Below are 14340 nucleotides of genomic sequence, written 5' to 3'. Positions count from 1 at the left end.
TGATTACCCTCAACCCCACCCACTTCCAGCGGCTGGGTGAAGAGGTAGCGGCGCTGGTGGTGGTGCCGGAGTCCTGACCTACCCCATGCGCAAACCAAAGCGCTCGAGCACGCTCCCCAGTCCCTTCCTGGCCTCAGGCTGTTTCAGGATTTCTCAGATAACCTTAACCCCCGATATCTTTGCTGAGTACATTCGTGTGTCTGCGGCGTTGAGCAACTCATCCGGCGTTTCACCATCCTCTGGGTAAGCCGCAAGGCCAATGCTGACCGACAAATCAAGCTCGCCAAATCGAATACTCTCTATAGCATGGACATAGCGGGAAGCCGCGACACGGGCATCTGCTTTGCAAGAGTTAAGAATGATCGCAGCGAATTCATCGCCCCCCCAGCGGAATAGATGATCCCCGCTGCGCAGTTCACAGTTCAGGGCCCTGGCCACCCGGATCAGCGCCTGATCTCCAGCTGCATGCCCAAGGCGATCGTTAATGGTCTTAAAGCCCTTTAGGTCCATTATCGCTAAAGAGAAAGTGGTTGGATAACGCGATGCCCTCTTCAGTTCCTCCAGAAGTATTTGGTCAAAGGCTCGGCGATTGGGCAAACCGGTGAGAGCATCGGTGAGGGCAGCCTCCTTGAGAAGCCGATGGGTGCGGATTTCGTGAAGAATGGTGGCCAAGGGTGCTGCAAAAAAGCGAGCCGCCCGAAGACTATCTTCACCGAAGGCATCCGGATCATGCAGGTTATCCAGGTTTAAATAGGCCAGTACTTCTCCTCTATAAGAAATGGGAAGGCAAAGGTTTGCCTGGATTTCCCGAACCCGCCCTGCCAGATCCATTACCTCCGCAGGCGCAGTCTGGTAGCTCATTTCAGGAATTGGTTGTTCTCTAATCGTAATTATACGCGGCTCTCCCTTTTCAGCGTGCTCTTTTCCAAGGCCATACCAGTGCAGCATACCGTCAGTATCCGTTGTAACGGACTTTAAGCCTTCCGAGTCAAAACCGACCACGGCCTTGTAGTGATAGTGCATTTCCTCCAGAACCATTAGGCTTCCGGCCTCGCTGCCGGGCACCAGTTGAATAGCTTCCTGAAGTACCCGGTCATAAAGCCCGCTTGAAGGCGCATCCAGAAGATCCTGAACCAAGCGGTTTACCCGCTCATGTCGGGTCTTCTCCACCAAGCGTTCAAACCCCACCCCAAGGGTGCGACAGAAAAGAGATAGTAGCTCCTGCTCAGCCCTTCGCCATGGCCTCCGAGTCCTCTCCCCTACTACCAAAATAAACCGGCTTCGTTTAGCGTCTGGGGTAGGTATTGGATGGGCTACCAGGGTACACCAGTCTAAGCTCTGCAAGGCCGGCACGCCCTCGGGTTCATATGCATAGGTAGAGGTGTAGAAAGGCCTTCCGCTACGGTAAACCTCCCAGGCTTTGCCTTGACCATAAGGTAAGCCCGCTTGAAGAACCTGCAGCAGCTGTGGCTCCGTCACCCCCTGATAGGCAAGTGCCTGCATGTGAGCTCCACGAGCTTCCCAAAGAACTCCTGCATCCAGCGCAAACCTTTGAAGGTTTTCTTTTCGATTGCTTTGCTCCTGCGTTGTTCGAACCAACAAAGCAAGCGCATTCTCGGCAGCCTCCTGTAAGGTCTGCGACTGTTGCAGCGCAATTGCCAAATCCGTAATCAATCGGCGCGCCTCCAAATCCGCAAGGCGATCTAGCTGCAAACTCACCGTCTCAGCGAATCGAATCAGGCCGTCTACTTCCTCGGCCAAGAAGCCCTTATTCCGTTCAATGTTGAGTACCGCAACCACTTCACCGCGCTCGAAGAGGGGCATGGCTAGCTCTGCCAGGGTCTTAAAGCCCGGAGCTGCGATGTGACTGGGCTCTTTACGAACATCAGAAATGTATTGGGGCCTGCCTTCGCGCATAGCTCGGCCCATTACACCCGCGTCTGGAACTTCTTCAAAAGGAATAGGAGGTATGCAGATTAGACAGCGAAAGCCTGATCCTGTGGGTATCCATACTCCAATGTGTCCTCCTTCTCCTAAGCTGGCGAGACGCTCAGGGAGGCTCTTCAATAACCTGTCACGATGCTCAATCAGGGTAAGTGCTTGCAACGCCTCAGCCACGAGTCGGTGACCTTTGGCAAGAGCTCTGCTTCGACGGTGGGCGGCCCGAAGACTTTCTCCGATACTATGGGCAATCACCGCAGAAAAAACCAGAATGAGCGCATCCATGAATGTGAGCTCGCGAAGCAAGTAAAGAATAAGAACTGACATTCCTGCTGCTATAAATCCCAGGATAAAACCCTGAATGCTGGCAACAACGGCAGTGAATATCATGAACCATGGGATGGTCTGGCCGGGCCACCAGCCTAAAATGCTTCCGAGAATCCCCAGGAGGGCAGATCCGGAAGCAACAGCAAGGTATATTAGCTCGCCATGCCTATAACCCAAGGATCTCCCTCCCGTTGATGAGCTTCTCTGCATCGGCACTGCATGCTGGTCGCCCCAAGAAGTACCCCTGGCCCAGGGTAAAACCCTCTTCCAACAGGAAATCGAGTTGCGCCTGGGTCTCTATTCCCTCAACGATGATGTCAAAGCCAAGTCCATTGCCAAGGCCTTTTAGTGCCCGCAGTAAGCGAGCTTCAGGGGTGTCTTTCCGTGGAGTTATGCCCAGGCTTGCAATAAATCCCTGGCCCAGTTTGATCGCAGATAGAGGCAGCTTGGTGATGCGCTCGAGGGAGGACATTCCTGAACCAAAGTCATCTAGGTGAAGGGGATGACCTCGCTCAGCAAGGGCCCGAAGAGTCTGTAAGCAGGCGTCATCTAAAGCAACCTTCTCTGTAACCTCAAAGATGAGGTAATTCGAGCGAAGTTCGGAAGACTCCAGGAGTCCATCAAGTTGCAAGAGTAAATCAGGCTCAATCTGGCTTCCTGAAAGATTTACCGCTACCGGTACACCCCATTTTGCTGCCTGCTCTACTGCCGTGCCCAGGATCCAGTTACCTAGCCTCTGCATCCAACCCTCTTCTTCAGCAATCTGAAGAAATTGATCGGGAGGCACAGATCCCAGTTTGGGGTGCATCCAGCGCACAAGAGCCTCGAAGTGGTGCAGGTGGCCCGTAACCAGATGGAAGATGGGCTGATAATGCAAAAAAAGCCCAGCGGAACTCGAATTTTCGTTCGAAATGTGGTTCTGGGAAAAGTCGGGCACCTGTTTTAAGTCTAAAAGTGAGCCAGGCCCGTGTTGAGCATTTCCTGGTGGAAGTTGCCGCAGGGTTTGACCCAAAGCCTGTCGCAGGGCATCTTCTTTAAAGGACTTGTGAGCAAGATCGCGATCGAAGAAACTCACCGTGCCCGGGTCACGGCTATGCCTGAGGGCCACCTCTGCTGCCTTTAGCATTTCTGTGGTTGCCAAACCAGGCTGGCTAAAGGCCACGCCAACTCGCGGACTGAAGTCTAACTGGGGCCAGAGCGTTTCAAGTTGAGCCTTTGCCCCATTTCGCAACCTTTCGAGTACCGCGTATACTTCGGCTGAAGAGCTGATTCCTTCCAGCAGCAACCAGAAGGCCCCTCCCTCCCAGGCCAGTTGATCCTCTGATCGGAGGTCAGCCTCGATGACCTTAGCCACCCCACGGACGGCTTTAGCCCAGGAGGCTTCACCCTCCAGCCGACGTATGCGCTCGAGCGAACGACACTGTAGACCTACCAGTGCACGGGGTGCGGGAGGCCGGCTAACCAGGGTCTCTTGTAAACTACGTGCGTTGGGTAGGCCGGTTTGAGCATCGTAGTAGCGGCTAAAGCGAAGCTCCTCCCGCATCTCCGTTCCATGAAGCAGCCAGGCCAGATGGTGTGCAAGGCCTTCCACGTGGCGCAGATCCAGTGCGTCAAAGGCATCTGCGCTGTGGAAGTTGTCCAGGTACAGATAGGCGCGAGGAATGCCGTCCACCACTACTGGCGTCGCCAGCATGGCCTGTATCTCCGCAGCGCGCCCTGCCCCTAAGAGCACTGAACGTCTTTTTGGATCAAGCCGGGCGTTGAACTGGGATATGTCGGCCTGGCCAAAAACCCTGGCCTGGATGTGGGCAGTGAGAGACAGGGGCTCTGTGGGATTCAAACATACCTGCTGAAGTGCTGAAAGGTCGTATCCATGAGCCGCAACGAAGTGAAAGCACCCATCAGGCCCCCTTAAAGTTGCACTTCCCGCCTGGGCCACAGGAACTACACCAAGCGCTACATCTAATGCTCTTTGTAATAATTCACTGGGCTGCAAGTTTTCCCTTAAGCCTATCGATAGCAGGCTAATCGAGGCTTCCCGAAACTGGTTCTGGCGATAAACGTCGCTAATATCAAAGCCCAAGCACTGAAGTCCAGTTGGTGTCCCATTTGAATCGCAGATAGCTAGAAACACCCATCGGCTTCGGTTCCATACCCGCTGTAGTGGTTTGCGAACCTCTACCCAAAAAGCTCGCCCTGGCAAGGAAATGGCATTCTTGGCGGCCTCTAAAATTCGGGGCCTGTCCTCAGCTGATACATATTCCAGAGCTGATTGACCAAGCGGGGGTTTGGAACTACCGATGTAATCGAGGTACGAACGATTAGCGTAGGTAAAAAAGCCATTCAGATCAGTATGAACCACCATAAAATCCGTGGAATCCCCAAGGAAATTGGTTCCTGCCATAAAGCTTGGAAAAGATGTAAGTGTCTGCTTGTCAGCTTTTGACATTTAGTTATTGGCTGAAAAGCCTCACCCCCTTAGGAATTCTAGACCGTTTGGTAGCAGGATTTAGGTCAAATTACCCCTACCTCGCGCATCGCTAAAAGTTTTGTTTTGTCCATCATTTCAACCATGTACCAGACCCACAGCCTGCTCCTTAGCGGCATACATCCATTCATCTGCAATATGCATCAAAGCCTCTTTTTCTGTACCATCTTCAGGGTAAGCCGCCAAACCGATGTTTGCGCTCAGACCAAGGCCCTGTAAGGATATGGCTTGGATGGCATTGACGTAGCGCTTTGCCACATGAATTGCCTGCTCTGCTGGGGTATGGGGAAGTAACGCTGCAAATTCGTCCCCTCCCAGCCGAAACAGGCCATCACTCTCACGGCTTTCTTGCTGTAGCGCATGCGCAACCCGAACCAGGGCTTCATCTCCAAATGCATGCCCCAGCCGGTCATTGATGGTTTTGAATCCTTGCAAGTCTAACAAGAGTAAGGTAAACGGCTGATGGTAGCGTTTCGAGCGGATCAGTTCCTCATCAAAGTAACTGTTGAATGCCCGGCGATTGGCCAGGCCAGTCAGAGAATCGGTCATGGCAGCCTCTTTAAGGCACTGCCGGGTATGTGCCTCATGAAGTAAGGTTGCTACGGGGGTGACAAAAAATCGAGCGGCCTCCAAGGAGTCCTTGCCAAACGCGTGCACACCATGGAAATTGTCTAAATTCAGCAAGGCCAAAACGTTCCCCTGGTATAGTATTGGAATCGCGAGGTTGGACTGAATACGCTCTGTGTATGCCCTCAAGGTTGGCTCAGAAGACGAGCTCTTGACACTTTCATTCCTAATGGAGGTCCACTCATTGGACAGGATTCGCGCTTCACCTTTTTGCCAACCCTCGAGGTCTCCCCCATACCAGACCAGGTGTTCCTCTTCTCGGAAGGTGATGCCACGCAGGCTTTCCAGGTCGTACCCTACGGTGGCCTCAAAATAGAAGCGTTCTCCCTTACGCACCAGCAAGCTGCCCGCCTCGGCTCCGGGAATCAACTCTACTGCTGCGTCCAGCACTTGCTGATAAAGGTTTTCTGAGTTGCTCAGGGCTGCCTGACCCGATAGCTCCAGTACCTTTTCCAAACGCTTTCGGGCTATCGCTCCCTCTAATGCCAGCCCCACAGAGCGACAGGCCAATGCCAGCAGTTCTTGTTCAGACTGCCGCCACCAGCGTGGCTCTGAATGAGCTAGACACAGCATAACTCGGGTTCGGGGGGTATCAGGTAAGGCAATAGGATGGATTACCAGGCTCCCAATCCGTCCTGCCATACTCCCAATACTGCTTGCCTCTTGTGTCAAATCGTTTATGAAGATGGGTCGCCCGGAACGGTGAACCTCCCAGAACAGGGGATTTTCGGTAAGGATTGACTCGAGGCCACCCACCATACTCTGGTTCGCAGTTGCATCGTAATGGCCGAGTGGGCGCAAGCTGCTTCCAAGCTGTTGGAGAATAACGCCTTGCTGCATTCCCAGTGCCGAAACCAACAAAACCATTGCCCGGTCTACCACCCCCTGTATTGAGTGGGCGGAGGCAAGAGAGGCAGAGAGTTGATTCAGGAGCTGAATTTCTGCTTGTTCGGCAATCCAGGAGAGCCGGTTACTGATGGTTCTAGCAAAGTGCTCAAAGCAGGCCTGCTCGCGAGGTTGAAAGGCTCTATAACGTCGCAGGTTGAGGATTGCAACCACTTCGTCTCGTTCACATAACGGAATTGCCAGGTTATTACAATAGGACTTTTGGCGATACGAAAATCGCCTACGCCCAATCTCTGTTTCCTTTGAGGTGGCACTCGAGCCCTGCCGATATGCTTCATATATTGCGGCCTGCTCAAAGGGGTCAGGCTTCCATTGGCCTGTAGCTTTATGTAACCGAAGGCCGCTTTGATCAGGTAACCAAACCGTAACGAGACCCTCCTGCTGCGCAAGTAACTCAGGGATAGTATTCAGTACCTGCTCACGGCTCGGCATTGCCGATAGCACACGTAACGCTGTTACCAGCAGAGCAAACTGGTCAGCAGTTTCCTTATTGATCCAGATGTAAACGATTTAACAGCAGTCTGGCACGGTTGGATAGATAAACTGTCGTACCCATGACAAGCGCAATCCAAACAGCAGTGTTCGAGGGAAAGGGATTTTGCCAGAACTCCATAAACACAATGGCTAGGGCAGAAAATATGCTATGCGCCAGCCCATAGCGAGTACCCAGAGTCGCCACCAATAGCATGAACCACGGAAGCCGATATATTTCGCTTAAGCCTATTGCTGGCACAAACACCGAAGCTAAGAGCGATATGACGAGCACTCCAAATTGGAATTTTTTCACCTCACTGTTTCGATGCGCCGGTCTGCACAAAACAGCCTTTCGACTGCTTCTGGAAGGGGTTTTCAGTCGTATAAACAGTCCCATTGGATATGCACCCCCATTAAGACTTAGAAGTTGAGCGTTTGAGACAGAAAAGATGGAGTGGTTTATTCAGGGAAACAAGCTCAAAACAAAACATCCAAACCCGAACACATGCGTTGATATAGAAGTTCCGAGCAAGAGTTTGTGCGCCCGAGCCACTTTCCGTCACAGCAAAATGATGTAAGCCCGTTGCTGGTTCGGGCAGCAAAAGCCAGGGCCCAGGCACAGCCAAACACTCACAAGCGCATATTTCGTTTGTATATGCAATCTGACTTGCAGAATTGGTGATAATGAACCGAAAGACACGCCACATACAAACCTCACGCAAAGTGTGTCAGGTACACATCAGGCATTGTCTCCAGGCGCCCCTGAGATGGATATTGGATAGTGTAATCTTCAAACTTTCTAGCCTGACGTTTTAGGGCTGGGGTTTGCACCAGATTAAACAGCTCCCTGGGAGGAATAACGCTGTTAGTGCTATATTCGTGGCTAAATATCCACAAACCACGCATGGCCGAGGAAACGGGCCAGCGTTGAGAGTCAGAATTAAAAATGCTGGTAATTCCCTGCCAGATCAATTCTAAATCGGTACTCTCTACTCCGTTTTGAGTTCCGATACGGGGATCATAATAGCCATGCATACGGTAAAGCCCGTAAGCTGCGTTACAACCCGAGCTTAGAGGGAAAATTGGATCAATTGAACGAGCCATCGAGAATCGCACTGAACATGGGATAACAACGCGACCTGCAGAGTCTGTGAAGCCAAACATGCGAATATTGAAATACTGAATCAGGGCTTTTGGTTTCCCTAGACTGTAAGACAGAGCTCGAGCAGACCGGCGTCGCAGAACTGGCAGGGCCATTTTTCGCTCGAGATGAAGGCTAAGAACCCTTTGGAAGTCGTCTTCTAAGACCAATCCATACCGAACATCCCTGGTAAGTTGGTGAGGACTGGACAAATTCGACAGACTGGCAGGGCTCGCATTTTTGATTTCAAACAAAAGCACAAACCTATGATGCAATGTGGGATCGTGAATCATGGATTCTCCTGGGGAAAGCAACCTGGGTTATTCGGATCCACTACCCTGGCCACACTAATCAGCCCAAAACCGGTCTCTATATCCCATTGGGCACTGTTTTTTGCCGCGCTGAGCAAGCATTTGCGCACCTGCTTCAGGAACGACCCTGGATCGCTGGATAGCGAAAAGCCCATCTGTTGTTGTTTTAGGAGGTAAAGGCCTACGGCAGTACTGACAAATGGTGCAGCTGCTGATGTACCATACGCCAGGGCATAATCACCTGTATTGGGCCCGTGGGCTACGGGCACACCTGTACCAGGGGCAACAAATTCCAGACCTGAACCATAGTTTGAGGCAAAACCACTCAACCACTTAGCACGCTTATTGTTGGAATCCACTGCACCTACCGCTATTACAAAGGGAGAAGAGGCGGGGTACCCTACTGAGGCTGAGTCCAGATTGCCGCTCGAGGCCACCACAATTAAACCTTGTCGAGTGACCTGCTCGAGCACCTGCTCAAGATATGGATCCTGAAATCCCGGTATAGAAATTGACAGAGACAGATTCACTACCTGTGCAGGGGTCGGGTTTGTATAGACACGCCCAGCAATCTGGGTAGCCCCCGCTGCATACTCCAGGGCCTGTGCTAGTTGCAAGGTTCCAGCTCGACGCTGCGCATCAAAGACCTTTATCGGCAATACACGCAATAAGTTATACGCTGCGCCAGCCAGCACAGAACCATCATTGGTAGTGGCAGCAATAATACTGGCCACCTGTGTTCCATGGCTTGCGCCTGTTCCACTAAATGGCTCAACAGCTCCTTGATTTGGGCGGGGATCTTCCAGATTGGAACCTACCACATCTAGCCAACTTTCCTGGGGGGTGAGGTTAGGAGCCAGATCGATCCGTTGTGTGTATATACCGCTATCAACGACAGCAATTACGGGTTTCAGGCAATCAACCCTGAGTTGTTTCCAGGCCAGCTCAAAATCCATCTGGCGAAATAAAGCTGCCTGCTCCAAGTCATAACTACGGTTATTGGGCGGAAGGGATAAGTCATCAGGCTGGTAAAGATACTCGGGCTGCACATACTGACCTATCCCGTTCTGATACAAACGCTGGGCTACAGCTGCCTCTTGCCCAGGTCGGGTGTAATACAGGCTCCAGCCCTTTCCCAAATCCCGTGCCCATTGGGCTCCCAGGCTTTGCGCAGTCGCCCTGTTGCTTTGCAGGCTCAATTCATTTTTGTGATATGCAATCAGACGGCCCTTTACATATGGCACATCGAAATTACCCAAGCCAACCTTTTTAACTTCTGGCCAAATAGCAGTTGATTGAGCCCGTAAACCGGTTTTGGACGAGCAATCCAACCGTCCGTTTACTCTAATAAAGGTGCTGAAACGCCTTATTCCCCGAGAACCTCTGGCTTCTAAAATCAATTGATAGTTGATGGGATTGGAATTTTGGCGACCTTCGATCCGGATGGTAGTATGCGATTGTTTCGTGAACAATGGCATACCCGGAATTGGAGGATCGCTTTGAAGGGAGTAATACTCAGCATCCTCAATGTTCCAGCTGAGGTTGACGTAACCCCCAATAGATGACAAGGTTTGAGGGTTTGCCTCGAACCTAGGCTGATTTGCAGTTGTGCTGCATGCTGTTAAGACCATTAATGCACACAGCGTCACCAATATGTAAGCCGGTTTTCTTTGCCCAAGACAGATCCAGTGTGTTGCAGAAACACGACTGCATTCGGCCGGTTGCACCACTGGCTCCCCGTTTCCCTTGGTGCCCAGATTGGGATTCACGGATCATTACCTCCGAACGTCACTATGCCCAAGGCATAGAGTTTGGGTATCAAATCCAGCGCGAGATACTTTTCTCGATCCGGACTGCACTTTAGGCTCAGACCGACCTTGATACCCCGCAGGCCAGCCTTCGTCGCCGCCGTGGGACGTTACAGAGCGTGCTAGCACCAAACTCGTGAAGGCCAATTGCTCTGCATCGCTATCCCGAGTGTCAATTTAAAAGCGTGAGCCATTGTGATTTGGTTTAGATGACATTCGACTCCAAGTCAACGGTTTCACCGTCGGAAATGCCCTTCTGAACTACATTATTCGACAGACTGCTATTCAAAGGCGATGGCGGGCCCATACGGTACATTCAGGCAAGAACCCCGTCCTAAAGGCGTTTTTTTCGAGCATAAGGGTTTGATGTGCAAATTCACGCTATTTGTTAGTCATATATGATATATTTACACCTTTAATTACAGCAAAATTGAACCTATTGCGAACAGGTCAACATTTACCTGCATTAGGTTCGTGTATTCTTAGTGGATTGGTTCGCCAAGCCTGGGGGTGAGGTGATTGTGAACCTAGAAAAAATGGTCATTTTTATTGTGGATGATGAACCCTCCAACGTTGCTCTATTGCAAAGAACTCTTGAGCGGGTGGGTTTTTCTCGACTGTATGCGACCACCGATCCATTTCGAGTCGAAGAATTTCTTAGTAAGTTGCAGCCTGATTTGATTCTTCTGGACTTACACATGCCAAAACGAGATGGCTTTGAGATATTAAAGTCCTTGCAGGACTGCCCAACCCATGGTGAATATCTACCCGTCCTTGTCCTCACAGCCGACTCTACACCAGAGGCTAAGCATCGTGCTCTAAACCTAGGGGCAAGAGACTTTCTCCATAAACCTTTGGATTTGCTGGAAGTTACCCTACGCGTGCGACGTCTACTTGAAACCAGACATTTGTACCTGCAACTAAAGGATGAAAATTTGCGCCTTGAAACGGCTGTACAAGCCCGAACTAAAGAATTGCATGAGGCACATTTGGACGTATTGAAACGGCTGGCTCTCGCTGCTGAATTCAGAGATGACGATACCGGTGAGCATATTGTTAGGGTTGCGCTGAATGCCCGCAAAATCGCCGAAGCGCTGGGTATGGAAGCCCCCAATGTAGAGATATTGCACCAGGCAGCTCCCTTGCATGATGTTGGGAAAATTGCGATTCCCGATGCCATCCTACGCAAAACCACAAATCTCACCTCTGAGGAATTTGAGGTGATTAAAAGCCACACAGTTGTAGGGGCATCACTTCTGGAGGGCGGCAAGTCGGTTTACTTGCAAATGGCCAAACGTATTGCTCGCTCCCATCACGAACACTTTGACGGCAATGGCTATCCAGATGGTCTCAGAGGCGAGGCCATACCAATCGAGGCCCGTATTGTGGCGGTAGCAGATGTTTTTGATGCTCTCGTGAGCAGGCGACCCTACAAACAAGCCTGGCCTGTGCCAAAAGCTGTAGCAGAAATAGAGCGTCTAGCCGGAACCCAGTTCGATCCCGCTGTTGTCAAGGCTTTTCTTAGTATCGCCCGCAAAGGCGAGCTCCTAGTACCCAGTCTAATCAAACAGAATAATGCTTGAGGCGGTTTATGCATAATCACTCCCCACTAAGCTTAAGCACACGAAAGCCGCGTGCTGCTCCTAGCAGGAGGTCTTGCCCAGAGGTCTTGTTCTGGGTGTCTTATAAAGTCGCCTTCCCAAGTTTACCTGGTCAAGTAGTTCACAGTATTAACGCCTAAAAGGCATTCCGTAAACCAGAGGAGAACAGTTGTATGTTTTTTGAAGATAACCCTACCCCGATGTGGATTTATGACCCCGAGACCTTAGCTTTCTTGGCAGTAAATAATGCAGCTATTGCCAAATACGGTTACTCGAGGGAAGAGTTCCTTGGCCTAACTATCAAAGATATTTTCTTGGATGAGGACATAAATAAACTCCTGGAAAGCGTGGTGGAGGGATTTAAAAAATCAGAAATATGGCGTCATCGTAAAAAAGATGGAGGCCTAATTGAAGTCGAGATCGCGAGCCACTCGATATTTTACGATGGAAGAAAAGCACAGCTAGCCTTGGCCACCGATGTTACTGAAAACAAACGGATCGAGAGGAGGCTGCACGCTAGCGAGGAAGAATTTCAACTGTTTGCAAACAATATTGACGATGTGATCTGGATCAGCGATGCGGAGACAGGTCGATTGATTTATCTAAATCCCGCCTTTGAGCGCATATGGGGCTGGCCCACATCTCTAGTCTTGGATGGGAAACTGGACTTTTTTCAAACTGTTCATGTAGAGGATCGCGAACGAATCAAGAGCGCTTTTGCTATTCCACTCGACCAGCGAAAGGGTTCTAATGAGTATCGAATTGTACGTCCAGATGGCAGCATCCGTTGGATCCGAGATAAAGCTTTCTGGATGGCCAGTGCGGAAGGAAAACATCTGCGCATTGCCGGCATTGCCGAAGATATCACCGAACCAAAAACTGCTGAATTAACTCTTCACTTGCTCGGAACCGCACTGGAATCTACGGCAAACGCAGTCGTAATTACTGATTCAAAAGGCAACATTCAATGGGTCAACACTGCATTTACCCGATTGGCTGGCTACACTGCAGATGAAGCAATCGGCAAAAATACTCGCATTTTTAAGTCCGGATTTCATCCCGCGGAGTTTTATAGGGATCTTTGGAACACGATTTTAGCTGGGAAAGAGTGGCGTGGAGAGTTAAGAAACAAGCGCAAGGACGGGAGCCTGTATTACGAAGAGCTGAGCATAACGCCGTTACTTGATTCCCAAGGGAACATTACAAACTTTATCGCCATAAAGCAGGATATCACTCAAAGAAAATTGGATGAGGAGCGTTTGCGCCAAAGCCAGGCTGAACTTGCGGCAGCCCAAAGATTAGCAAATATTGGGAACTGGCGCTATTACTTTGATACGGGTGAGGTGCAGTGGTCTGAAGAGCTATACCGCATTTTTGGTCGCACCAAAGAAGAGTTTGGTAATGACTACCGATCTTTTATCGAATGTGTACATCCTGATGACCGTTCTCGCATAGAGCAAGCCGATCGCGAAATGATGACCAATGCTCGTGCCGTTGATCTGGAATATCGGATTGTATTGCCCAATGGTCAGACTAAGTTTATTCGAGAATTTGCTTATCCCTTCAGCGACAACTACGGACGGGTGCAGGGATTATTTGGAATCTCACAGGACGTTACAGATTACAAGAGGATTGAGACTGAATTGCTTCGTACAAAAACCAGCTTGGAAGATGCTCAGGCTATCGCCAGGCTGGGGAGTTGGGAGCTCGATTTACAGTCACAAACCAGCTATTGGTCAAAAGAGATGTATGTTCTATATGACCGCGATTTTTCACATGGAGCCCCCTCGATTGAGGAATATATTGAACTGGTCGACCCTGCAGACCGGGTCAAAGTCCTTGATTTGCACCGGCAGGCAATCGAATCCGGCGAAGCGGTGGGTTTTGAGGTGCGCATAAACCGAAAAGATGCTTCGGACTACATTTTTTACGTCCGGCTTCATCCAGTCAAAGATCTGAAGGGTACGGTAGTCCGCCTAATAGCGACTCATCTGGACATCACTGAGCGTAAACGAAAGGAAATTGCGCTACAGACCAGCGAAGCCCTGTTACGCGAGGCTCAACGCGCCGCCAAGCTTGGAACCTGGCAATGGAACCTGAGAACCAACCAAATAACCCTATCCGATGAGCTTTACGAAATATTCGGAGTCGATCAATCTGAGCAGTTTAGTTTTGAGAATATCTGGGACTTAATTCATCCCGATGACCGATTACGAGTTCGGCAGATTGCCACTCAAACAGCTTTTGAATCCCAGTCCCTTCAAATAGACTTTCGTGCCTTTGCTCCCGGTGGTTTGGAAAAGTATCTGGTGATCCATAGTCACTCGATTACAGATGATGAAAATAAGGTGATCCGTCGATTCGGTACGGTGCAAGATATAACGGATCGGGTCCTGGCTGAAAAAGCTCGCCAGGAGAAAGAGCGCGCCGAGATAGCAAATCAGGCAAAGAATGAGTTCCTCTCTCGTATGAGCCATGAATTGCGTACTCCGCTAAACGCCATTCTAGGGTTTGCGCAATTGTTGGAACTAGATCTAACAAATGCAAGTCAGAGGGAGAATGTTCAATATATCCTTTCAGCTGGAAAACGGTAGTCATTTGAGATTATCACCGGTGGCTGGATGGAAAGACCTGATGGCGAAGGATGTCAGAGATAGACCAAATGCGGTCAGTGAGATGGGCAGCCATGGCCGGGGAACGGGGTTGGTAGCGTTTA

General features: G+C 50.5%; 7 protein-coding genes and 1 riboswitch. Of the genes, 2 read left to right on the top strand and 5 right to left on the bottom strand.

Features of this window, described 5'->3' with window-relative positions; all coding sequences use genetic code 11:
• Positions 1–153 precede the first annotated feature (153 nt).
• From J3L12_RS16040 to J3L12_RS17105, 5 genes are all read right to left on the bottom strand, one after another.
• The gene (locus J3L12_RS16040; RefSeq protein ID WP_243455321.1) at positions 154–2445 is read right to left on the bottom strand and encodes a diguanylate cyclase; all 2292 of its coding nucleotides are present in this window, start codon (positions 2443–2445) and stop codon (positions 154–156) included.
• Positions 2435–4717 (bottom strand): EAL domain-containing protein, encoded by a 2283-nt coding sequence (locus tag J3L12_RS16035; protein WP_243455320.1) that lies wholly within the window; start codon positions 4715–4717, stop codon positions 2435–2437. Before J3L12_RS16035 ends, J3L12_RS16040 begins: the two co-directional genes overlap by 11 nt.
• Positions 4718–4834: 117 nt before the next feature.
• Positions 4835–6721, bottom strand: a complete 1887-nt coding sequence (locus J3L12_RS16030; RefSeq protein ID WP_243455319.1) for a diguanylate cyclase — start codon at positions 6719–6721, stop codon at positions 4835–4837.
• Positions 6722–7477: 756 nt separating this feature from the next.
• Positions 7478–8197 carry a type I CRISPR-associated protein Cas7 gene (locus J3L12_RS16025; RefSeq protein ID WP_208016057.1) on the bottom strand — a complete coding sequence of 240 codons (720 nt, stop codon included), beginning with the start codon at positions 8195–8197 and terminating at the stop codon, positions 7478–7480.
• Complete coding sequence (locus J3L12_RS17105; RefSeq protein WP_208016056.1) at positions 8194–9942, bottom strand: S8/S53 family peptidase; 1749 nt, start codon at positions 9940–9942, stop codon at positions 8194–8196. The genes J3L12_RS16025 and J3L12_RS17105 overlap by 4 nt, the downstream gene beginning before the upstream one ends.
• Positions 9922–10007: riboswitch (cyclic di-GMP riboswitch) on the bottom strand. (Overlaps the previous gene by 21 nt.)
• 537 nt (positions 10008–10544) lie before the next feature.
• Here J3L12_RS17105 and J3L12_RS16015 point away from each other — a divergent pair.
• Both J3L12_RS16015 and J3L12_RS16010 read left to right on the top strand, forming a co-directional pair.
• Positions 10545–11606 (top strand): HD domain-containing phosphohydrolase, encoded by a 1062-nt coding sequence (locus J3L12_RS16015; RefSeq protein ID WP_347708933.1) that lies wholly within the window; start codon positions 10545–10547, stop codon positions 11604–11606.
• A gap of 191 nt (positions 11607–11797) precedes the next feature.
• Positions 11798–14218, top strand: a complete 2421-nt coding sequence (locus J3L12_RS16010; protein ID WP_208016055.1) for a PAS domain S-box protein — start codon at positions 11798–11800, stop codon at positions 14216–14218.
• The last annotated feature ends 122 nt before the right edge of the window (positions 14219–14340 follow it).

Source organism: Meiothermus sp. CFH 77666 (assembly GCF_017497985.1).
Lineage (GTDB): Bacteria > Deinococcota > Deinococci > Deinococcales > Thermaceae > Meiothermus.
Note: the sequence above shows the minus strand (reverse complement) of the source record. Positions and strands in the feature narration are given on the sequence as shown.

What these genes read in the sequence shown, in the direction of transcription:
- J3L12_RS16035 (WP_243455320.1), bottom strand. Translation starts at nt 4,717, where the DNA reads ATGTCAAAAGCTGACAAGCAGACACTTACATCTTTTCCAAGCTTTATG.
- J3L12_RS16030 (WP_243455319.1), bottom strand. Translation starts at nt 6,721, where the DNA reads ATGCCGAGCCGTGAGCAGGTACTGAATACTATCCCTGAGTTACTTGCG.
- J3L12_RS16025 (WP_208016057.1), bottom strand. Translation starts at nt 8,197, where the DNA reads ATGATTCACGATCCCACATTGCATCATAGGTTTGTGCTTTTGTTTGAA.
- J3L12_RS16010 (WP_208016055.1), top strand. Translation starts at nt 11,798, where the DNA reads ATGTTTTTTGAAGATAACCCTACCCCGATGTGGATTTATGACCCCGAG.